The organism is Halomonas sp. DP4Y7-1 (genome assembly GCF_019800705.1).
Lineage (GTDB): Bacteria > Pseudomonadota > Gammaproteobacteria > Pseudomonadales > Halomonadaceae > Halomonas > Halomonas litopenaei_A.
On sequence record NZ_JAHVKS010000002.1, the window covers coordinates 563,840 to 586,799 of the forward strand.

Sequence of the window (22,960 nt, forward strand, 5' to 3'; positions counted from 1 at the left end):
CGCGCCTTTTATCACGCCATCAGAATGAACCAGACTCATGCTCTATCTTACGGAACATGAGCGATTCCACAGATTTGGACTAGCCCCGCAAGGGTGAGTCAAACTAAACTTCTTAATCTTTATTATGAACAAAGCTCACGATAATGCTTGAACTCCGTCATCTGCGTACATTGATCGCCCTGCGCGACGCTGGTTCTCTGGTGGAAGCCGCCGAGCGAGTGCACCTGACACAATCGGCCCTTTCTCATCAGCTCAAGGACCTGGAGGAGCGACTGGGGAGTCCGCTGTTCCTGCGCAAGACGCGACCGGTCGAGTTCACCCGCGCGGGGCTTCGTCTGCTCGGGCTGGCTGAGCAGATTCTGCCCCAGGTGCGCATGGCGGAGCGGGACCTGGCGAGACTGGCCGGCAACGAGCACGGCCGCCTGCACATGGCCATCGAGTGCCACAGCTGCTTCCAGTGGCTGATGCCCACCGTGGACCATTTCCGCGACCATTGGCCCGAGGTCGAGATCGACATCCCCGGGGGACATCATTTCGATCCCTTGCCCGCGCTGGCCCGGGAACAGCTCGACCTGGTCATCACCGCCGACCCCCAACCTCTCCCGGGGGTGCACTACGAGCCACTGTTCCGCTACGAAGGCCTGCTGGCCGTCGCTCGTCAGCATGCCCTGGCAGGCAACAGCCACGTCACCCCGGCAGATCTCGCCGACCAGGTGCTGATCACCTATCCGGTAGAGCGCTCGCGCCTGGATATCTTCACGCAGTTCCTTGACCCAGCGGGAGTCACGCCGCGTGAGGTACGCACTGCCGAGCTGACCATCATGATGATGCAGCTGGTCGCCAGCGGCCGTGGGGTCTGCTCACTGCCTAACTGGGCCATGACAGAGTACCTGGAGCGGGACTATGTGAAGGCCGTGACGCTGGGCGAGACCGGCGTCTGGAGCACGCTCTTTGCGGCAATTCGTGAAGACACCAGGGAGGCCCCCTGGATGGTGGACTTTCTGCGCACGGCTCGTGAAACCTCGTTCGCGGTGCTCGAAGGTATCAAGCCCGCCTGACGCAGCGCGACGTTCAAGGGTCAGAAACGCCGGGGAATGATCAGGGTAAAGCGGGCGCCCTGCAGGGTCGGGCTTTCATCGACGGTGACACTGCCCCCGTGCCAGGCCATGACCTTCTGCACGATGGACAGACCCAGGCCATATCCCCCCGAACGGCGGGTGCGGCTATCGTCGAGACGCGCAAAGGGCTTGAAGATATCCTGGCGGGCCTCGGGGGGAACCCCCTCGCCGTCATCTTCCACGTCGACACGCACCAGACGGCTTTCATCGTACAGGCTGACCTTGACGCGGGAGCGGGCATGGCGACAGGCGTTGGCCACCAGGTTCTGGATGGCACGCTGCAGATAGCGCAAATCCGCGTGTATCTCCACTTCCGGTCCCGCCGCCAGCTGCACGTCGAGATTGCCGTGCAACGGCATCAAGGCATCGATCACTCGCTCGCAGGTATCGCGCAGCTCCACCGGTTCCGGTGTGGCATCCACCCCGTGGATGGTCTCGCTGTCCAGGCGAGCGTAGGTCAGAATCTCGTCGATCAGATCATCAAGCTCATCGATATCACTATCGACCCCCTGCAGCTGACGCCGAACCAGGGCGTCCTCGGACATGTCCTCGACCATCTGCACCGCAAAACGTATCCGCGCCACCGGCGTCCTGAGCTCATGCGACACCGCACGAATCATGTCCTGCTGGGCGCGTAACAGCGATTGCACCTGGGACGCCATACCGTTGAAGGCCATGCCGACACGTCCAAGGAAGTCGCCACTCTCGACCTTAACTCGGGTATCTAGACGACCACTGGCGAGTCGTGTCGCAGCCATTTCCAGACGCGCCATGCGCGCCTCGATGCCGCGTACGATCAAGTAGATGACGATGGCCAGAGCGCCCATCAGCAAGACCAGCATGGAAGCCAGCAACGCAGGCGGCAGCGCCTCGTAACTTGCCATGGGGCCGACGGTCAGCCAGAACGGCGCCTCTCCCGGTGGCGAGACCTGCATGAACAGCACCACCGACCAGTGCTCGGGCAGCAGCTGCATCATCACTTCGCCCCCGGCCAGACGCGACAGGTGACGCTCATCCAGCATGGTCGGCGGCGACTGACTGATCGACACCGCCAGATCCCCTGAACTCAAACCATCGAGGCTGGACTGACGATCCTTGGCCGGGAGACTCGCCAGCCACTCACCGCTGAGCTGGGTCAGGCCCCGCAGCTGGCGTTCCGACAGCCCTGACAGCGCCACCTGCAGCACCGCCCCGCCTCCCGGCATCAACCGCCAGAAGCGCCAGTCATGGGGACTGTCGCGATCCACCAATACGCCGCCGCGCTGTAACCGCAGGCGAGTAAAGTAGCTCGGCGACAAGGACGAAAGGGACACGATCGACATCGATATATCGAGCGCCTCGGAGCGCTCTTCCATCCACTGGCGACGCTCCGATCGAGGCAAACGATCGATCATCGTCGCCATCAGATTCATCGGAGCCTCGGCCAGCGTCTCGCGATAGTGCTCGATACGGATCTTGTCGATCAACGTCATGCCCGACATCGCCACGCCAAGCGCCAGCACCAGAGTCGCCGCCAGCATGACGTAGACCCGCAGGAAGGTACTGTCGGCAAGGGCGCGACGCATGCGCTCAGCTATCCTTCACAAACAGATAGCCCTTGCTTCTGACGGTCTTGATGCGATGCGGATGGTGGGGGTCATCACCGATCTTGGGGCGGATCCGCGATACCCGCACATCGATAGACCGATCCTGTCCGTCGTAACGAATACCGCGAAGCTGAGAAAAGATCTCTTCCCGGGTCAACACGCGTCCGGCATGGCTTGCCAACAGCCACAGCAGATCGAATTCTGCACTGGTCAGGTCGATACGCTCACCCTTCAACCAGGCTTCCCGGGTCGCATTGTCGATGTCCAGATCCTGGAACGACAGCCGGCTTTCGCCCCCGGCCTCTGCGCCGTCGAGTCGGCGCAGCAACGCGCGCATGCGTGCCAGCAGCACACGCGGCTGCACCGGCTTGGGCACGTAGTCGTCGGCGCCCATCTCGAGTCCCAGCACCTGATCCATGTCATCCGTGCGGGCGGTGAGCATCAGGATCGGACCTGAATAGTCGCTGCGCACACGGCGACAGATGGACAGGCCATCTTCCCCCGGCAGCATCAGGTCAAGGATCACCAGATCCGGCTGCAGCGACAGGATGCGATCGACTCCCTTACCGCCGTCCTCTTCCAGGCTCACGCGAAAGCCGTTGGCTTCCAGGTAGTCCCGTGTCAGACCAGCGAGACGCTCATCATCCTCGATGATGAGTACGTGATCCTGTTCTCGTTGCTCTGAGCGATCTTCCATAGGGTTTCTCATTCCTTGTGGCGAGTACCGGGCATGAAGCATGCCGGACAGACGACTGATACTAAGCAATGTCACACGCGATAACACAAGGATACCCGAAATTTTCGCCGTCGCCTGCCCTCTCTTCGGTCCCGTCCTGACGCTGCCTTACGCCTGCCAGCGGCACCAACACTGGCCTTGCTGGACTGCCCGGGAAGCCCCTCTCCCAAGCGCTGCGACCGGCGTGACATTACCCACTTGATGAAGGCAAAAATGCACACTATCTTGTGTTCGGGGCCAGGATAGGCACTACATAGTGTGCCTTTACCAAGCCCACAGAAGGCTGTCAATCAGCACGGAACGACGCCTTCTCACGCCCATTTCCACGACTCTTCTAGCCTTACAGGGAGCCTCGGCGCCATGGAAACCATCGCAAGCCCGGATCGACCGTCTGTCTCTGTCACTGCGCCCAACACATTGCGCGTGATCAAGCGCACCGGTGATGTGGTGCCCTTCGATGCCGGCAAGATCGCGGTGGCCATCAGCAAGGCCTTCATCGCCGTCGAGGGAGACAACGCCGCCACCTCGAGTCGGGTACGCGACTTCGTCAAGCACTCCGCAGAGGCCATCGAACACACCTTTGCCCGGCGCCTGGCGGATGGAGGCACCGTACATATCGAGGATATTCAGGATCAGGTCGAGCTAGTGCTGATGCGCAGTGGCGAGCAAAAGGTCGCCCGCGCTTACGTGCTCTATCGTGAAGAGCATGCCCGAGCCCGCCAGGACAGCGGCATCGCCAAGCCTCACCCCACGCTCAACGTTACCGCCGCCGACGGCAGCCGCCGCCCCCTCGACCTGGGACGCATAGAAACCCTGGTCTTCGACGCCTGCGAAGGGCTCGAGAACGTCGACCCGAACAAGATTGTTCAAGACTCGCTGAAGAACCTTTACGACGGCGTGACCATCGACGGCGTGTCGCAAGCGCTGATGATGACCGCCCGCACCCTGGTCGAGAAAGACCCCAACTACACCTACGTCACTGCTCGCCTGCTGCAGGACAACCTGCGGCGCGAGGCACTGTCGTTCCTCGAGGTGGCAGAAGACGCCACCTACGGTGACATGGCCAGGCTCTACACGCCGGCCTTCGTGCGCTATGTCGAGCGCGGGATCGAGTTCGAACAGCTCGACCCGGAGCTTGCCAACTTCGATCTGGAGCGTCTCGGCGAAGCCCTGGATCACCGCCGCGACAATCAGTTCACCTACCTCGGCCTGCAGACCCTCTACGATCGCTACTTCCTGCATCGTGACAACGTGCGCTACGAGCTGCCCCAGGTGATGTTCATGCGTGTCGCCATGGGCCTGGCATTGAAGGAAACTGAGCGTGAGGCCCGCGCGATTGAGTTCTACGAGCTGCTGTCGAGCTTTGACTACATGGCGTCGACGCCCACCCTGTTCAATGCAGGCACCGTGCGCAGCCAACTCTCCAGCTGCTACCTCACTACCGTGTCCGACGACCTCGAGAGCATCTACGGCGCTATCCGTGACAACGCCATGCTGTCCAAGTGGGCCGGTGGTCTCGGCAATGACTGGACTCCTGTGCGCGCCCTGGGCTCCTACATCAAGGGCACCAACGGCAAGTCCCAGGGAGTAGTGCCGTTTCTCAAGGTCGTCAACGACACCGCCGTGGCGGTCAATCAGGGCGGCAAGCGCAAGGGCGCGGTCTGCGCCTACCTGGAGACCTGGCATCTGGATGTCGAGGAGTTTCTCGAACTGCGCAAGAACACCGGCGACGACCGGCGCCGCACCCACGACATGAATACCGCCAACTGGGTGCCGGACCTGTTCATGAAGCGGGTGTTCGACGACGAGCAGTGGACCCTGTTCTCGCCGTCCAGCTGCCCGGACCTGCATGACCTGTACGGCGTTGCCTTCGAGAAGCGCTACACCGAGTACGAGGAAATGACCCGCAACGGTCAGATCACCCTGTACAAGCGGGTCAAGGCCAAGGACCTGTGGCGCAAGATGCTGTCGATGCTGTTCGAGACCGGCCATCCCTGGATCACCTTCAAGGATGCCTGCAATCTCCGCAGCCCGCAGAGCCATGCTGGCGTTGTGCACAGCTCCAACCTGTGTACCGAGATCACCCTCAATACCTCCGCTGACGAAATTGCGGTGTGCAATCTGGGGTCGATAAACCTGGCCAATCACATCGTCGACGGCCAGCTGGAGGCCAGCAAGCTGAGAAAGACCGTGCGTACCGCCGTGCGCATGCTCGACAACGTTATCGACATCAACTACTACGCGGTGCCCCAGGCGCGACAGTCAAACCTCAAGCACCGTCCCGTGGGTCTTGGCCTGATGGGCTTCCAGGATGCGCTGTATGCCCAGGGCATCGCCTACGCCAGCGAGCAGGCAATCACCTTTGCTGATCGCTCCATGGAGCTGATCAGCTATCACGCCATCGAAGCGTCCAGTGACCTGGCTGCCGAGCGCGGGCGCTATGCCAGCTTCGAGGGGTCGCTGTGGAGTCAGGGGATTCTGCCGATCGACTCGATCGACAGGCTCAAGGCCGAGCGAGGCGAGCGCTTCATTGAGGTCGACACCAGCCAGACCCAGGACTGGGAACGCCTGCGCAGCAAGGTGCAGCAGCAGGGCATGCGCAACTCCAACGTCATGGCCATCGCCCCCACCGCCACCATCTCGAACATCTGCGGCGTCACCCAGTCCATCGAGCCGACTTACCAGAACCTGTTCGTCAAATCGAACCTGTCCGGCGAATTCACCGTGGTCAACGCCTACATGGTCAGCGACCTCAAGCAGCGCGGCCTGTGGGACGAGGTGATGATCAACGACCTCAAGTACTACGACGGCAGCGTCCAGCCTATCGATCGTATCCCGGACGACCTCAAGGCCAAGTACGCCACTGCCTTCGAAGTCGAGCCAAAGTGGCTGGTCGAGGCGGCCGCGCGACGTCAGAAATGGATCGATCAGGCCCAGTCGCTGAACCTCTACATCCAAGGGGTATCCGGCAAGAAACTGGACGTGACCTATCGCATGGCCTGGTTTCGAGGACTCAAGACCACCTACTACCTGCGGGCGCTGGGCGCCACCTCGGTGGAGAAATCCACGGTCAACCGCGGCAAGTTGAATGCCGTCGCCAACGGCGCTTCCACTGGCGCGCCCACCGCAGCTCCCTCGCCCAGTGTCGACACCGCGGTCGAAGGAGAGCCCCGGGGCATCGATGATTTCCTCAAGGGCAAGGGCGGCCAACGTCCTCCCTCCGCCGGCGATATCGATGAACTAGGCTGCGAGGCCTGCCAGTAATCCGGACCACCACGCTCGGTCCTGTGGGCAAGCCCCCGCAGGCCAGGCCGAGGCGACCAGACACCCCTGCCGACGCCCTGCGCGTCGGCCGATCAGACGATCGGGAGAGAGCCACAATGCTGAACTGGGACGAGTTTCACGAGGACGACACCGCCACCGCCGAAGTTCCGGAACCGCAAAAGGTACCGGAACCGCAAAAGGCACCACAGCCGGCAACGGCCCCGGTCACCGAACCAGCGGTCGAGGCGAAGGAGGCGGTGCGCGAAAGCACTGGCCACTATGGCGTCGCCGATCAGAATCGCCTGGCCCGCGCACGCCAGGCCCTTGAGGAGCTCGACGTGGCGGCAGGTCTCGAAGAGCTCGAGATGGGCGCGGCGCGTATCCAGGTCGATGACAAGCAGATGATCAACGCCCGCGCCGACCTCAATCAGCTGGTGCCGTTCAAGTACGAGTGGGCCTGGCAGAAGTACCTGGACGGCAGCGCCAACCACTGGATGCCCCAGGAAGTGAACATGAACGCGGACATCGCGCTATGGAAGAGCAACGACGGCTTGACCGCCGACGAGCGCCGTATTGTCGAACGTTCGCTGGGCTACTTCTCCACCGCCGACTCCCTGGTCGCCAACAATCTGGTGCTGGCCCTGTATCGCCTGATCACCAACCCGGAATGCCGCCAGTACCTGCTGCGCCAGGCTTTTGAGGAAGCGATCCACACCCACGCCTACCAGTACTGCGTGGAGTCGCTTGGCATGGACGAAGGCGAAGTCTTCAACATGTATCGCGAAGTGCCTTCCGTGGCCGCCAAGTCCGCCTGGAGCCTGAAACATACCCAGTCCCTGGCGCGCCCGGACTTCCACACCGGCACCGTAGAGACCGATCAGGAACTGCTGCGCAACCTGATCGCCTTCTACTGCGTCACCGAAGGGATCTTCTTCTACTGCGGCTTCAGCCAGATCCTGTCCATGGGTCGTCGCAACAAGATGACCGGCGTGGCCGAGCAGTTTCAGTACATCCTGCGTGACGAGTCGATGCACCTGAACTTCGGCGTCGACATGATCAACCAGATCAAGATCGAAAACCCGCATCTGTGGACGCCCGAGTTTCAGGATGAGGTCACGCAGATGATCCTCGAGGGCACCGAGCTCGAGATCAGCTACGCGCGTGACACCATGCCTCGAGGGGTGCTGGGCATGAACGCAGCCATCATGGAAGAGTACCTGCACTTCATCTGCAACCGCCGCCTGGCCCAGATCGGCCTGAAAGAGCAGTTCCCGGGCGCCCAGAACCCCTTCCCGTGGATGAGCGAGATCATCGACCTGCGCAAGGAAAAGAACTTCTTCGAGACCCGCGTCACCGAGTATCAGGTCGGCGGCGCACTGAGCTGGGATTGACACCGTGGGACGCCCAGGCCGCATGCCACGGGCGTCTTCATCTTGAGCTGTGAACGGCATCCGCTTGCGAGCGGGTGATGGCGAGACCCCAAGATCTAGCCACCTAGTGAGAGGGCAATACCATGACAGTGTCCAACGCAACACCACAGCAGCACCAGCACGACACTCGCGCCTGGCAGACCGCACTGGACCAGGCCCTGGCTGCCCATGGCGGCGAGCGCGCCCTGGCTCGCTACGACCACCTGGCCCATGCCTTCCCCGCCCCTGAGTATGACCCCCACGATGATCACCACCCCCACCTGAACCTGGACGCCTTGAAGCGCTGGGCGCTGTATCGTGGCTGGCGCGCTCAGCCGGACACCGATCGCGTGGGGCTGGCCAGCACGCCACCGATTCGCTTTACCCGGCTGTCGCGACATCGCATTACCAGCCATTAAGGCCTCGAGAGACGTGACAGCGCTCACTGACGGTCATCACCGCGAGGGAGCGCTGTCGCATGGCGTTTCATCCAGCCTGTGACACGCCAACCTCAGCGGCTGCGCCGACGCCCGATCCAGCCGCTACCGACCAGCATGCCCAGGGTAATCAGCCCCGCGGCACCGGCCAGCCACAGACTGGGGGCGGCATAGCCAGTGACCACCAGCACCAGCGTCGACAGCAGCGGCGTAAAGTAGGCGAGGAAGCCCAGCAGGCGTAGATCGCCCTGCTTGACCCCGATATCCCAGGTAAAGAACGCGCTGCCTACCGGGCCCAGACCCAGGGCAATGACACCGAGCCAAGCGCTGCCCTCGGGCCAACGAGTCGTCTCGAAGGCCAGGTGACAGATCGCTGCCAGTATCGCCGTGGCCAGACAGAAGCCGCCCACGGCGGCGGTCGGCACCTTGCTGGTGGCCCGGGACAGTACCGAGTAACCGCTCCACACAAAGGCACTGGCAAAGGCGGCAACGTAGCCAAGCAGGCTGCCACCGGCATTGACATCACCGCCGATCAACAACACCGCACCACAGAAGCCCAGCACACTGCCGATGACGTGATAGCCGCGCAGGCGCTCGCCGGGTAACAGCGCTACCATCAGCACGATCAGCAGCGGCCACAGGTAGCTGATCAAGCCAGCGTTGGCAGGCGGCGCATTCTGCTGAGCAACGAAATACAGGGCGTGATAGCCAAACAGCCCACCGACACCCAGTGCCCAGATCAGCGCTGGCTGGCGCATGGGCGCGATGACGGCCTCTCCCCGCAGGCGCTGATAGACCACGAAGCAGACGAAGGCCACCGCAAACGCCAAGGCGGTCAATAGAAATGGCGGCACCGGACCGGCCAGTTGGGTAAACAGCGACAGCATGGCCCAATTGAGCACGGTGGTAGCGCCAATCAAGGTGGCCCGGCGCCGCAGATCAGGTCGCGCTGCGATGTCACCGCTGGATGAGGATGAAGAAACAGACATGAGGACCTCCACACAGACGAGGACTCGAGTGTGTGCGGCCCACGACATCATGTCTTGTACGATTCTGACCTTTGCAAGACCTGCTGGGCGGTCTGTTGTCGCCAGCGCCCCGGCGGCATCCCGTGGGCCTCACCAAAGACCCGGGTAAAATGTGCTGCATCGTGAAAACCACAGGCCAGGGCAATCTCGCTGAGGGAGACGGGCATGGCCCCCCCTTGGGCGCCAGTGCCCATCAGCAGCTGACGGGCCAGGATCAGACGCTCGCGGCGTAGCCAGGCCGCCGGTGCCATGCCCATCAGGACGCGAAATTGACGCGCAAAGACGGCCTCCGACAGGTGACAGAGGCTGGCCATGTCGCTGACCCGCCATGGCTGCTCCAGACGACGACGGACCTCTGGCAACAGTCTGAGCAGACTTAGCCGCTGGGACGGCAACGGCTTGCCTCCACCTGAGTCAAGCGCTGTCGCCAAGGTCAGCAGCCACTGAGCCAGCCGAGGTACATCCGCAGGGCCCGTAGGCGCGGCGGTCGCCAGTGCTGTGGGGACCTTGACCCCCGACAGGCGGCGGCTCGCCCCTCGACCGGATTCAAACAAGGATTCGATACCCAGGGCATGGCACCACTCCACCGGGAGATCGAGCACCAGGACATCGTTGTCCGCGGGGGCGAGATAATGATGCAGGTCACCGCTGGGGACCGGTGCCAGCACGCCTTCGCTTACCCGCAGACACCGACCGGCCACCTCCAGCTCGACCATGCCACCTTGCCCCAGCAGCAGTTGCTGGTAGTCATGCCGGTCACTGAGCACCCTATCCGGGTAGCTACGCCGTTCGATTACTGGAGCGTCAAGCATCATTGCAAGGTCATGTCCCAAAGCCAGACCTTCAGTCTAGCCCTCGCGCCGTCGCCCTGGAAACCTGGGCGCCAGCTGATCCAGGTCAAACGCACTTCCTTGGCAGAAGCGATACCCTCTCATTTACAACCCCGCCAGGCTCTGATAGAGATGTCTGTCGGAGGTCCTCTCCATGGAACATGCAGGAGGTCCGTCATGGCGACATCCAAGAGTGTCATCAAGCGCGTTTACGTTCCCACCCACGTCAAGACCCTGCCCAACGGTGAACGGGTAAAGGTCCCGGGCCACTACAAGAAGGTCCCGACGGCACACTAGTTCGCGTTTGCCACGCCCTGGAGCCGTCGATCGCTGACCGATGTCACGCGTTGCTGATTCTGTCACTCAAGATCCAGCCACCCTCGACCCCGTCACACTGATCCAGTCACCCAGACTCCGTCATCCAAGGATCAGGCGGAAGACGGCTCCCGACACACCCGCCACCAGCCAAGTCCTGCCGGCACGCCGAAGAGTAGCGCATGCACCAGCAGCTCCTCCCCCAGGGCATAGCCGTGTGACAACCCGACGCTTAAGTTCCAGGCACAGACTCCCAGCCATGCCAGGCTAAAGACCCACATCGCGGTATGCTGACGAGGCTTTGGACAGGTCCAGAGCAACAGCAAGACCAGTGCCACGCCAATGATGATCATGATCAGCAGACGCATCTCCCCCTCCTCCTGCCAGTCGAGCGAAGCGCACCGACGGCGCTTTGCCATGGATGTTGACGCCGCCAGTCATCGCCATGACCACGCGAGACACGGCGACTCGCTACTCAGGCATCGCATCCGGCGCCATCACGATCAGCCGTGACGCCTCTTGCCGATGCTTCAGCGCCACGACGAGATACGACGTCCCGGGCGCTTCGGTGAACGTCCACAGCCCCTCTACGGCACCGCCAGCAAGGGACTGTGTGCCCAAGGCTTGGCCAGTGTCGGGCTGCAGGAAAAACAGCCTCGAGGCACTGCTGGCACCGACGACAACGGTGTTGTCGATCGTGACAGGCGCGGTCAAGCCAGTCGCCCCCGTCAAACGTCGCGGTGAGAACCGCGACGGCTTCAGGTGGTGAACGTCCAGGCCCGCCACCGTGGACACCCACTCCCCCGTTGTCGAAGGCCCGAGGCTGACACGCGCCACCGCCCCCCAAGGGGGCGTTTGGCACCATGGCCACGCAAGCCTGCCCCCGTCGCGGCTGACCAGGCCAGTGCTGGCAAGCAGGTAGGCGCCTTCGTCCGGCGAGCCGAAGATCGTTTGTCGTGACCAGGGCGGTGCCATGGGCGGATGCACGAGCAGGTCCGCGAGCAGGTCTGTCAGCGGAGCCGGCAGCGCACTGGGAAGGCCGTGATCCCGAGTGCGCTGGCGCAGTCGACACCAGAGTTGATCAACGGGGGTGAGCCCCCAGGCATCTCGCTCAGCCGCGCCAGCCGTTGTCAGCGATGTGTTGCGCCAGGGCTCCTCGGCCAAGGGCGGTGAAGCGGCCAACACCTCGTGGGACAGTATCTCCCCGGTCAACCGGTCGAATAGCGTCAACCCGGCGGCGGTGTCAGCCACCATCACCAGCGCTGTCGCGTCAGGCTGTTCCTCTCTGCCGCCGGCATCTTCCCCAGCGTCGGCGAGATCTGCCTCTTCTGCCGTCAGTGTCCTCAAGGCAGCCGTGCCAGACGCGGTGATACCGCCCAGCATCTCGGTCTGCCACAGGACGGTGCCATCGCTGATATCCACTGCCTGTATCAGGCTTCCTGTGTCGCCGGTGGGCACCCTGGCGGCGGACGACACGATCAGGCGATTCAGTGCCTGATCGACCGCCAGCAGTCTGTCGCCACCTGCCGCGTCTCCCCAGCTCCACAGGCTCTCTCCCGAGCCGCTGTCGAGCAGTTGGAGGGCGGGGCCATCCTCCATGGCAGATGCCACTATCGCGCCATCGGTCACCTGCAACGCCGCCAGCGACGTCGCTTCGACGGTGGTCATCCCGGCCGCGGCAAAGCTCTCGCAGAGCCTGCCGGTGTCGGCGTCCAGCGCCAGCAAAGTGCCGGATGAGGAGGCGACAAACAGCCGCTGCGGACACATCAAGTCGGTCTCGCTGATACCGCTCTCACCGGCGCCTTCATGGGTGGATGCCAATTCCAGGGGATCCCCTTCTTGCTCTCCTGGGATGGGTACAAATACCCCCGCCGCGCCCTCGACGGGGCCTTGCCAGGCATCATGAAAGGCCAGATACGCGCAGCGTTCCCCGGCAACATCGCCTTGCCACTGGTAGGCCCATAGCGGCTCTCCCGTGGTGGCTCGGCGTGCCATCACTCCCTGCTGGGTGCAGACAAACAGCTGCTGCTGATCATCCGACAGTGCCAGGGACGACACCCCTGCCGTCAGCTCGGTGTGCCAGACGTCGGTCAGTGCGAACGGCGCAAGAGCACGATCACCTTGCTGCCACACCTCGACGATTTGCGGTGCCGCCGCCAGCAGCGGTAGCGCCAGACCAACGACCGACGTCAGCCCGATTCCCTGGCGACCGAGGCCAGTGGCGCCGCGAGACCACCATGGCAGGAGCAACACCAGTCCCAGCAAGGCCGGGGCCCAGAGCCGAGGTATCAAGCGCCAGGCATCTAGCCCCACCTCCCACAGCGCCCAACCAAGCGTGCCGGCGAGCAACGCCGCATACACCGTCAAGGTGCCGCGCCAGCGCCCCATCAACCCTGCGGCCACGGCCATCAGCCCCGCGGCAGATACCACGTAATAGGCACTGCCGCCCTGCGCCAGCAGCAGCGCTCCCGCCAGTAGCTGCACCAATGCCACTACAGCCAGCACCAGTCCCAGCATGATGGAAGGCCCCTTGGCAGCCCGACGGTTATCCATTGAGTGCATCTCCTTTCGTCCCTGACGGCCACGAGGCAAGTCGTCGCCCCAGCTCTCGCGACGTGCAGCTTCAGAATAGAAGCTGCCGGTGATCACTGCGACCCATGTGGCGTACCGTGCAGCGCCACGCCAAATGCCTGGCGTGAGGCGACGAACATGGCATGATGTGCCATCCATCCGTTGCTCCAGAGGAACACGCCGATGAATCTGTACGGCGATACCCGTTCGGGAAACTGCTACAAGATCAAGCTGCTGGCCTCGCTGCTCGACATCCGAATGGTGTGGATCGGCATCGATATCCTGGCCGGTGACACCCGTGAAGAGGATTTTCTCGGGCGTAATCCCAACGGCAAGATTCCCCTTCTTGAGCTGGATGACGGACGCTTCCTGGCAGAGTCCAACGCGATTCTCCACTACCTGGCCGGCGGCAGTGATTGGCTACCGCAGGACCGCTTTGAACATGCCAAGGTGCTGCAGTGGCAATACTTCGAACAGTACAGCCATGAACCCTATATCGCCGTTGCCCGCTTCATCTCGCTGTATCTTGGCCTGCCTGATGAACGCAAGGCCGAGTACGAAGCCAAGAAAGAGGGCGGCTACAAGGCGCTGAAGGTCATGGAGCGTCAGCTGGAAGCGACGCCTTATCTGGTCGGCGACCGCCCGACCATTGCGGATATTTCGCTGTATGCCTATACCCACGTTGCCCATGAAGGCGGCTTCTCGCTGTCGACGTTTCCCGGCATACGGGCCTGGCTCGAGCGCATTCAAGCGCTGCCAGGCTATGTCTCCCTCGGTGACGAGGCGCTCCCTGCCTGAGCCGTTGAGGTGGCCATGATCAATGACCGACCGGCCCGGTCGGTCACCTCTCATTGGCGGATATCAGGTATGCTGGTGGCTTCTTGCAACGCCGTAACGGAGTCACGACTTGGCCACCGCCCTCCTTTTTAACGTCTTGATTTTTCTTGCTGCAGCCGTGGTGGTGGTACCCGTCATCAAGCGCCTGGGGCTGGGAGAGGTGCTGGGCTACCTGATCGCCGGGGTACTGATTGGCCCGTCTGCCCTCGGCCTGGTGCCTGACGCGGAAGGCGTGCTGCAGTTTTCCCAGGTCGGCATCGTCTTCCTGCTGTTTGTCATCGGCCTGGAACTCAAGCCGGCGCGTCTCAAGCTGATGCGTAAACCGGTCTTCGGCTTCGGTTCGCTGCAGGTCGCCATCACCACCCTCGTGCTCGGCGTCACGGCTCTCGCGCTAGGCCTGTCTCCGGTCGCGGCGGCCGTCGTCGGCTTCAGCCTCGGACTCTGCTCCACCCCGCTGGTCCTGCATCTGCTCGGGGAGCGCCAGGAGCTCAACAGTCGCCACGGGCGCAATGCGTTCTCCCTGTTGCTGTTTCAGGACATGGCCGCCATCCCAGTGCTGGCCGTGATCCCGATCCTCGGTGCGGATAGCCTGGCCGCCGGGGGAGTGATGTCAGCGCTCAAGGAGGTGGCGATTGCGGTCGCCGCCTTCGCCGGCCTTATCTTCGGGGGACGCAAGCTGTTGCCGCCGCTGTTTCGCAGGGCGGCCGCCACCGAAAGCCGCGAGGTGTTTGCCGGCATGTCGCTGCTGGTCTTGATTGGTGCCGCCTTGCTGATGGAGCTGGCAGGCCTGTCGATGGCCCTGGGGGCCTTTATTGCCGGCATTCTGCTGGCCGACTCTGAATACCGCCACAGTATCGAGGCAGATATCGAGCCCTTCAGAGGCCTCTTGCTGGGTCTGTTTTTCATGGCCGTGGGCATGACCGCCCAGATCGGGCTGCTGGCCGAGACCCCGGGGCTGGTCCTGGGGCTGACCGCACTGCTGCTGGTGGCCAAGGGCGCCAGTCTGATGCTGGCGGCACGCGCCTATGGCTGTGGCTGGCGCGAGACCACCACCCTGGGGGTGCTGCTATCTCAAGGTGGCGAGTTTGCTTTCGTGGTCCTGACCGCGGCCGGCAGCGCAGCGCTGCTGGAGACCAGTCTCGTCAGCCTGCTGGTGCTGGTCGTGTCGCTGTCCATGGCCACCACGCCGGTACTGTTTCTCGGCTATGAGCGGTGGATCCGTCCGCTGTTCAAGAAACCTCGTCCGAAGCGCCAGTTCGACGCCATGGACGACGACTCCCCCAGGATCATCCTGGCGGGATTCGGTCGCTTTGGTCAGGTGATGGGACGCGCGCTCCAGGGACTCGAGATTCCCTACACGATTCTCGATATCAACGCAGACCACGTGGATTTCGTGCGACGCTACGGCAACAAGGTCTACTTTGGCGACGCCACCCGTCTCGACCTGCTGGAGGCCGCAGGGGCTCGCCAGGCCCAGGTACTGGTGGTGGCGGTAGGTGATCCCGAGATTTCCATGCGTATCATCCAGCGTGCCAGCAAGCGCTTTCCCCACCTCAAGATCTACGCTCGCGCGCGGGATCGTCAGCATGCCCAGCGGCTGATGCGAGCCAAGGTGGATTACGTGCTGCGCGAGCTGCTGCCAGCCAGTCTCGAGATGACCCGAGAAGTGCTGGTCGGGCTGGGCATTCCGCGGGACAAGGCCCAACAGACCATCGATACCTTCCGCCCCCATGATGAAGATACCCTGCGGCGACAGCTCGAAGTCTTCGGCAATGAGAAGAAGCAGATGCAGACCATCCGACAGGCGGCCAAGGAACTCGAGACGTTGTACGAAGCGGACGAAGACATCCTGCGCAGGGTCGATGAAATTCCTTCGAGGGCCAGCACCGAGCCCCCCGCCTCCCATCCCCCTGAACGCTAAGGGTCGGGCGAACTCACCTGACGCGGCTGCCACCAGGACGGCAGCCTTTCGCGCACCTCCGGCCAGGCGAAGCGGTCATCCAGCAACACCAGCGTGCCGCTGTCCTCTGGCCCGCGGATCACACGTCCGGCGGCCTGAATCACCTTGATCAGCCCAGGAATTCGATAGGCGTAGTTGTCCCCCTGGCCAAAGCGCGCCTCGAGGCGTGACTTCAAGGCCTCCTGGCGAGCGTCGCTGGGAGGCAAGCCCAGGGTCGCCACGAAGGCACCGATCAGCCGATCTCCCGGCAGGTCCACGCCCTCCGAGAAGACACTGCCCAACACCGCAAACGCAATACCAAAGCCTCCCGGTGCAAAGTCGGCCAGAAACGCTTCACGCTCGGCTTCGTCCATACCGCGACGCTGCACCCGCCGGGGAATCTCCGGGTAGGCATCGGCCATGGCGGCGACCACTCTATCCAGATAGGCAAAGCTCGAGAAAAACGCCAGGTAGTGGCCGGGTCGCCGCTGATACTGGGCTGCCATCATCTCGATGATCCCCGGCAGCGACTGTTCCCGGTGGCGGTAGCGGGTCGACAGATGGGTGCAGATCCTGACGTCGAGCTGCTCGGCAGTGAAGGGAGATTCGACCTCGGCCCACACGCTGTGGGCCGGTAGTCCCAACAAGTCTTGCTGGTAGCGTGGCGGAGCCAGCGTCGCCGAGAACAACACGCTGGCATGGGCGGCTGCAAAGCGCGGAGCGAGAAAGTCGCCTGGCACCTGATTGACGATGGCAAGTCGGGCGCGACCTCGCCCCCGGCGGGTCAACTCGCACATGGAGTGGTCGCCGAATCGCTCGGCCAGGCGAGAGAATGCCAACGCCTCGAACAACGCATCGGTCAGGGCGGGCCGGGTATCTTCAGGATGCTCTCCCAGGTGATCACCGATGGCACCGCTCAACCCTTGCAGGGCCTGCAGAAACTCTGCCGGAATCGTCCCCAGGGTCATCCAGCGCGGTGCATCCCGAGAGCCGGGCTGGTCGCCGCCATGTTCCCGCACCACCGCCTGCCACTGCCGCACAACCCGCGCCAGAGGCTGTTTCAGCGCGGCGGGCGCCTCCTTGCTCAGGCGTGCCAGACGGCGCTGATCGATACTGGCCGAATACATGCCCCGCGCTCTATCGATCAGATTGTGCGCCTCGTCCACCAGCAGCGCCAGGCGCCATTGGCGCGCCTGAGCCAAGCCATGCAGCAGAGCGCTAGAGTCGAAGTAGTGATTGACGTCCCCCACCACCAGGTCGCACCAGCGTGCCATTTCCTGGCCCAGATAGTAGGGGCACAGACGATGCGCCAGCGCCACCTCTCGCAGCCCGGCGCGATCCAGCCTGGCGTGGGCTACGGCGGCCTGGCGCGCTTGGGGCAGTCGATCATAGAAGCCCTGCGCCAACGGACAGCTATCACCGTGACAGGCCAGATCAGGATGTTCGCAGGCCTTGTCTCGCGCGACCAGCTCCAGCACACGAAGCCGCCGCTCGGGGCCTGGATCCAGCTGATTGACGGCTGACAGCGCCAGCTGCCGCCCGGTGGTCTTCATGGTCAGGAAAGCCACGCGATCGAGGCCATGCCGTGGCATCGCCTTCAACACCGGAAACAGGCTGCCCAGGGTCTTGCCGATCCCGGTCGGCGCCTCGACCAGCAAGGCCTTGCCGGTGGCCACCGCCTTGTAGGTGGCTTCCGCCATCTGGCGTTGCCCGGGACGAAAGTCGAGATACGGAAAGCGCAGGCCCTGCAGGGCACTGTCGCGGCGGCGTCGATGGCGCGCCTCGCTCTTGGCCCAGTGCAGATAGTCGTGACAGGCCGCAGCGAGCTCCTGCCACAGCTCCGAGGCGGATGCCTCACAGCTAAGAAGAGTTTCACGACCTGTCACCAGATCGAGGTAGACCAAGGCCAGGGTGATGCGCTCACGCCGCTGCTGGCGACACCACAGCGCGCCGTAGGCGCGCACCTGCGCCCAGTGCAGCGCCCGCTGGTTGTCGGCCATGCGATCCAGGCGCCCGCGGTGGGTCTTGATTTCCTCGAGCCGTGAACCGTCGTCGGCCACACCATCGATGCGACCTCTCAGGTGTAGCCCTGCCAGCGTTCCTTCGACGGCCACTTCACTGCGGTAGCCCTCACCGCGGCGGGCCACCACCTGGGCATGACCGTCGATGCCCTCGCGGGAGCTGGGGGCTGGCGTAAAGCGATGATCAAGGCCTCCTCGACGTGCCGTGAAGTCGCACAGCTCACGCACCGCCACCGACATCACCAGGCTATCGTCAGCGACACTGCCGGATAGCCCTTCTCGTTCTACCTCAGGCAAAGCGTCTGGGTCGTCCGAGCAGCACGAGTCGTCACTCATCATGCCACCGCACATGACACACCGACACCGCAATCCCGTGGCGATGAAAATGCTCAAGCCAGCGTTTCTGGTTGTCCTGCAGACGGTCTCCTGGGGCCTTGATCTCGATCAGGCGATAGCGGGGCTCGCCCTCAGCTGCCGCTGGAAAGAACTGAATCAGGTCTGGCCAGCCGGCCCGATTGGCCTTTACATCCTCCAGCATGCGGGTGAAAAAGACCCGAAGATCTGCGCCATCGATGCACTCGAGCGCCACATCCAGCAGCGTGGCATCCAGCACCTCCCAGTGTACAAACGGATTGGCGATGCCCCGCTTCTGTTCCCAGCGCCGACGTATCTGGGGGACGTGGGCCTGGTCGTCCAGCGCAGACAGGCAGGCATCGAACCGCTCTCGGCGACGGCTCACGAAGTCCGCGCGATAAAGGTCTGCAGGCCCACGATGAAACGGATGAAAGAAGGCCCCCGGCAAGGGGGTGAAAATGACATCCCAGCACAACAGGCCAAACAGTCCGGCGATCAAGTGATTCTCGACGTAGAACACCGGCGCGCCATCCTCGCTGAGATGGTCTCGCACAGCGCGCTCGACGCAACCGCTGTCATTCAGCGCACGGGACGGCAGCGATAGCTGCCACAGCGTGATATCCGCGAGCGCTGCGCGCTCCTGCCGAGGCAGCCCGAGCCGGCGTCTCAGCCGCGGCATGAGGCGCTCCAGCGCCTGGTGCTCTGCCTCATCCTGCGGCGACTCGAGCGCCTGTTCCGCCAGTTCCATGGCCTGCTGGTCATGACCAAGACGCTCCAGCAGGCGCAGCCGCTTGACCCTGGCCTCACCGGGACCCGCCAGGGCATACGCCTCCAAGGCCAGGGCGTCGTGGCCAGCACGCTGGGCCTGCTGCCCCAGTCTCAGCAGCAGGCGTGCCCGTCGCGATCTCAGCCACGTATTGTCATCAGGCAGCTCAGGCACATCGGCCCATACCGACGCCACGTCCTCGCCTTGCTCGAGGCGCTCGCGCAGATGGTGCAGCTGCAGATAGGTGTCGACCTCCTGTCGCTGTTGAAAGCCGCGAGAAGCGGGATCGAGTGCCACCTGTTCGTAGCGCATGTGCCCGAGCTCCGCCATGACGAAGTCCGACCAGCTTTGCCGCAGGTTGCCGAAGAACATCAGGCGCAGACGATCGCAGACCTCCATCACGGTCAGTCTCCACAGGCCATCGTCGCTGTTCGGCCACCACTGACTCCAGCGCTGGGGACCCAGCAAGGACGTCTCCTCATCCGCCGACCTATCCGAGGCATCCGCCGACCTATCCAAGGCATCCGCCGACCTATCCAAGGCATCCGCAGACCTATCCTGGGCATCCGCCGATTGATCCTGGGCATCCGCCAGCGCCTGAGCCAAGCGGGTCTTCGATACCGAGGCCGGGAGCTGATGATCCGGCAAACGTGGCACCAGGACCCGTCGCGCCTCAGCAAGACGCAGTTGCGTCATCAGCTCGACATGGCTCACTACCGGATCCGCCGCGATCAGTTCGGCGGCGGCCAGTTCTTCCAGGGCGAGGCCAAGATTCCCCACTTCCACGTAATCGAGCCGGGACGTACGAAACAGCTCTCCCTTGCGCGACACCATGCGCACCAACAGGGCTTGAGCAGGTTCGGGGAGACCACCGAACTGCGCGATGAAATCACGTTCAGGAGCGGCCAGCAGATCGCCGTGTCGGCTACTCACCCACGCCAGCACATACTGGAAATGGCGCAGGTAATAGAAGGGGTCGTCGCGCAGGTCTGAAGGTAGCTGCGGCAGGTCAGGAGTCATGGCGGCATCTTATCAAGGATGCCCTATCACGCCCAAGCGCCCTCCAACGGGCAATGTCCTTGCCGCCTAGCTTACCACCTGGAGAGGGGGCGGGCGACGACCACTACCGCCATGGACATTTCCTTTTGCTGCTAAGCATTGATGAGCAAATGCTACAGAAAGCCATTTCAGCAAAAGCCGAGTCTGTAATGCCAGTCTATGCTGGTGACACTGAAAACGGCGGAACATGCGGCAGGTAGCGCAAGCGGCTTAGATAGCGGCAGGTAGCGCAAGCGACTTAGATAGATAGTAGATAGATACCCAAGCGCCGATACCCCGTACTGATGAAACACATCGACAACCACGTACTGATCGAGAGACAGAGGAAGCGACTCATGCCCCAACAGAAGACCGCCATCATCACCGGATCGACCAGCGGTATCGGACTTGGCATCGCCGAGGGGTTCGCCAAGGCAGGCATCAACCTGGTCATCAACGGTATCGAAGCGGCGTCAGACGTGGAGGCCACCCGGTTGGAGCTTGAGAAACACGGCGTCAAGGTGGTCTATGACAACGCCAACATGATGGAGCCGAGCGAGATCAGCGCCATGCACAAGCGCGCCGAAGCCACGTTCGGCGCCGTCGACATCATCGTCAACAACGCTGGCATACAGCATGTGGCACCGGTGGACGAATTTCCTGAAGACAAGTGGAACGCCATCATCGCCATCAATATGAATTCGGCCTTTCACCTCACCAAGGCCGCTCTGCCGGGCATGAAGGCCCGCGGCTGGGGGCGAGTGATCAACATTGCCTCGGCTCATGCACTCGTTGCCTCTCCCTACAAGTCGGCCTACGTGGCCGCCAAGCATGGGGTATTGGGTCTGACCAAGACGGTGGCGCTGGAAGTTGCCGAACAGGGCATTACCGTCAACGCCATCTGTCCTGGCTATGTGCTAACGCCGCTGGTCGAGAAGCAGATCCCGGATACCGCCAAGGCACGCGGCATCTCCGAGGATTCGGTCATTCGTGACGTGCTGCTGGCCAACCAGCCCACCCGTGAATTCGTCACCACAGAGCAATTGGCGGCCACCGCCCTGTTCCTGTGTTCTGACGGCGCCGCCTCCATGACCGGCATCGCCTTGCCGGTGGATGGCGGTTGGACAGCACATTGACCCTCCCTGTGCTGGGCTGATGATGCGTAGACAGCACATCGACCGTCACGGCAGCGCTAAGCGGTCAGCTGAAAGGGCCTTACGAAAGTCCTTATAGGAAGGTCTTACAAGAAGGTCTGATAAGAAGGTCTGATAAGAAGGTCTCAAGGACGGTCTTGTGCAAGACCGCTGCACCACAGGAGAAGGTGATGGCCAAGCCACCCAAGAAGATCAATCTGGCATTACAAGGCGGAGGCGCCCATGGCGCCTTCACCTGGGGGGTTCTGGACGCCCTGCTCGACGACCCCTGCATCGAGATCGAAGCCATTTCAGGCACCTCCGCTGGTGCCATGAACGCCGTTGTTCTAGCCGATGGCCTGGTTCAGGGCGGGCGCGAAGCCGCCAGGGAAAAGCTGGAAACCTTCTGGAGAGCGGTCTCCAAGGCAGCACGATTCAGCATTCTGCAGCGCACCCCTTGGGACCGACTCAGTGGCAACTGGAGTCTCGACTACTCACCGGGCCACGTCTACTTCGACCTGATGACGCGCTTTTTCTCGCCGAGTCAGTTCAACCCGATGAAGTACAACCCCCTTCGGGACATCATCATCGAGCAGGTGGACTTCGATAACGTCTGCGGCTGTGACCAGATGAAGGTCTTCGTCGCCGCCACCAATGCCGAAACAGGACGGGTCAAGATCTTCAACCGCCAGGAACTGACACCGGACATGGTGATGGCGTCTGCCTGTTTGCCGTTTCTGTTCGAGGCCGTAGAGGTTGATGGCGTGCCTTACTGGGATGGCGGGTATTCAGGTAACCCTCCGCTGTTCCCGTTCTACCAGACAACAGAGTCTCGCGACATTCTGATCGTGCAGATCAATCCGGTAGAGCGCGAAGGATCACCCATTAGCGCGCAGGAGATCCTCAATCGCACCAACGAGATCACCTTCAATGCCAGCCTGCTGAAAGAGCTGCGAGCCCTGGCCTTCGTCAAGCGCTTGATCCACGAAGGCCATCTTGATCCGGACACCTATCGCGACATGCTGGTCCACATCATCGACAGCCAGGACCTGCTGAAGCCGCTGGGCGCTTCATCCAAGCTCAATGCGGAGTGGGAGTTCCTGTGTCTGCTTCGTGACAGAGGTCGCCAACGTGCCCAGGCCTGGATCGAGCAACACTACGACGATATCGGCAAGCGAGATAGCGTCGACCTGAGAGAGATGTTTGACGGTATCCACTGATCCAAGGCAACGGGAACGACACGCCTGTTGGCGCGGGGCGAGCGAGCAGAGCGCGCCCTCTCTCGGAAAAGCGAAAGAGCATAGCAGCGCCAGTAAGGCATGGCCTCTGGCGCTGACAAAGCCGGGCCATTGTGGAGCGCTGCCTCAACCAGCCAATGGCCATCGAGAGTCCTGATATCACGCTTGCCGAGGTGGACCCAAGACAAGAAGAGTGCGGCGCAAAACAGCAAAGAAAGACACGAAGATTAATTGAAGTGTGCCGGATGAAAGATAGGCCATCACTGGCACGACAGATGCAACGACATAAAACGGTCGTATGTTTTAAACAAACCTCAACTACCGATAGATGTGGATGCGC

At 62.6% G+C, this 22,960-nt stretch carries 16 protein-coding genes; 8 read left to right on the forward strand and 8 right to left on the reverse strand.

Translation table 11 applies throughout. The annotated features are described in order from the left end of the window. The first annotated feature begins 143 nt into the window (after positions 1-143). Positions 144-1,058: a LysR family transcriptional regulator gene (locus tag KUV72_RS06095; protein WP_206941678.1), complete on the forward strand. Its 915-nt coding sequence runs from the start codon at positions 144-146 to the stop codon at positions 1,056-1,058. A gap of 20 nt (positions 1,059-1,078) precedes the next feature. On the opposite strand, the gene KUV72_RS06100 is transcribed toward KUV72_RS06095, so the two are convergent. Continuing rightward, positions 1,079-2,683 (reverse strand): ATP-binding protein, encoded by a 1,605-nt coding sequence (locus KUV72_RS06100; RefSeq protein WP_206941679.1) that lies wholly within the window; start codon positions 2,681-2,683, stop codon positions 1,079-1,081. Between the two features lie 4 nt (positions 2,684-2,687). After that, positions 2,688-3,401 (reverse strand): winged helix-turn-helix domain-containing protein, encoded by a 714-nt coding sequence (locus KUV72_RS06105; RefSeq protein WP_206941680.1) that lies wholly within the window; start codon positions 3,399-3,401, stop codon positions 2,688-2,690. 399 nt (positions 3,402-3,800) lie between these two features. On the opposite strand from KUV72_RS06105, the gene KUV72_RS06110 reads away from it, so the two are divergent. The 3 genes from KUV72_RS06110 (at position 3,801) to KUV72_RS06120 (ending at position 8,532) form a co-directional block, all read left to right on the forward strand. After that, entirely contained in the window at positions 3,801-6,704 is a 2,904-nt protein-coding gene (locus KUV72_RS06110) for a ribonucleoside-diphosphate reductase subunit alpha (RefSeq protein ID WP_222237757.1), read from the forward strand. 116 nt (positions 6,705-6,820) lie between these two features. After that, positions 6,821-8,095, forward strand: a complete 1,275-nt coding sequence (locus KUV72_RS06115) for a ribonucleotide-diphosphate reductase subunit beta (RefSeq protein WP_222237758.1) — start codon at positions 6,821-6,823, stop codon at positions 8,093-8,095. A 122-nt stretch (positions 8,096-8,217) separates the two neighbouring features. Beyond that, entirely contained in the window at positions 8,218-8,532 is a 315-nt protein-coding gene (locus KUV72_RS06120) for a hypothetical protein (RefSeq protein WP_222162563.1), read from the forward strand. A gap of 92 nt (positions 8,533-8,624) precedes the next feature. Here the strand turns inward: KUV72_RS06120 and KUV72_RS06125 are convergent, their stop codons facing one another. The 4 genes from KUV72_RS06125 to KUV72_RS06140 form a co-directional block, all read right to left on the reverse strand. Continuing rightward, a complete protein-coding gene (locus tag KUV72_RS06125) occupies positions 8,625-9,539 on the reverse strand; it encodes a DMT family transporter (RefSeq protein WP_222237759.1) in 915 nt (304 codons plus the stop codon). A 47-nt stretch (positions 9,540-9,586) separates the two neighbouring features. After that, positions 9,587-10,393 (reverse strand): helix-turn-helix transcriptional regulator, encoded by an 807-nt coding sequence (locus KUV72_RS06130; RefSeq protein WP_261317358.1) that lies wholly within the window; start codon positions 10,391-10,393, stop codon positions 9,587-9,589. Positions 10,394-10,836: 443 nt separating this feature from the next. Beyond that, positions 10,837-11,091: a hypothetical protein gene (locus tag KUV72_RS06135; RefSeq protein ID WP_222162561.1), complete on the reverse strand. Its 255-nt coding sequence runs from the start codon at positions 11,089-11,091 to the stop codon at positions 10,837-10,839. A gap of 103 nt (positions 11,092-11,194) precedes the next feature. Further along, entirely contained in the window at positions 11,195-13,276 is a 2,082-nt protein-coding gene (locus tag KUV72_RS06140; RefSeq protein ID WP_222237760.1) for a PQQ-binding-like beta-propeller repeat protein, read from the reverse strand. 201 nt (positions 13,277-13,477) lie between these two features. On the opposite strand from KUV72_RS06140, the gene KUV72_RS06145 reads away from it, so the two are divergent. Together KUV72_RS06145 and KUV72_RS06150 are read left to right on the forward strand one after the other, a co-directional pair. After that, positions 13,478-14,092 (forward strand): glutathione S-transferase family protein, encoded by a 615-nt coding sequence (locus KUV72_RS06145; protein ID WP_206941687.1) that lies wholly within the window; start codon positions 13,478-13,480, stop codon positions 14,090-14,092. Between the two features lie 109 nt (positions 14,093-14,201). Further along, the gene (locus KUV72_RS06150; RefSeq protein WP_222237761.1) at positions 14,202-16,052 is read left to right on the forward strand and encodes a monovalent cation:proton antiporter-2 (CPA2) family protein; all 1,851 of its coding nucleotides are present in this window, start codon (positions 14,202-14,204) and stop codon (positions 16,050-16,052) included. On the opposite strand, the gene KUV72_RS06155 is transcribed toward KUV72_RS06150, so the two are convergent. Both KUV72_RS06155 and KUV72_RS06160 read right to left on the reverse strand, forming a co-directional pair. Beyond that, complete coding sequence (locus KUV72_RS06155) at positions 16,049-18,331, reverse strand: ATP-dependent DNA helicase (protein WP_222237806.1); 2,283 nt, start codon at positions 18,329-18,331, stop codon at positions 16,049-16,051. The two genes, KUV72_RS06150 and KUV72_RS06155, sit on opposite strands and share 4 nt — an antisense overlap. Positions 18,332-18,419: 88 nt before the next feature. After that, on the reverse strand, positions 18,420-20,231 hold the full coding sequence (locus KUV72_RS06160) for a VRR-NUC domain-containing protein (RefSeq protein ID WP_222237762.1): 1,812 nt from the start codon (positions 20,229-20,231) through the stop codon (positions 18,420-18,422). A gap of 374 nt (positions 20,232-20,605) precedes the next feature. Between KUV72_RS06160 and KUV72_RS06165 the strand changes: the two genes are divergently transcribed. Both KUV72_RS06165 and KUV72_RS06170 read left to right on the forward strand, forming a co-directional pair. Further along, positions 20,606-21,385, forward strand: a complete 780-nt coding sequence (locus KUV72_RS06165; protein ID WP_224908555.1) for a 3-hydroxybutyrate dehydrogenase — start codon at positions 20,606-20,608, stop codon at positions 21,383-21,385. 188 nt (positions 21,386-21,573) lie between these two features. Beyond that, a complete protein-coding gene (locus tag KUV72_RS06170; protein ID WP_206941695.1) occupies positions 21,574-22,602 on the forward strand; it encodes a patatin-like phospholipase family protein in 1,029 nt (342 codons plus the stop codon). Positions 22,603-22,960: the final 358 nt, after the last annotated feature.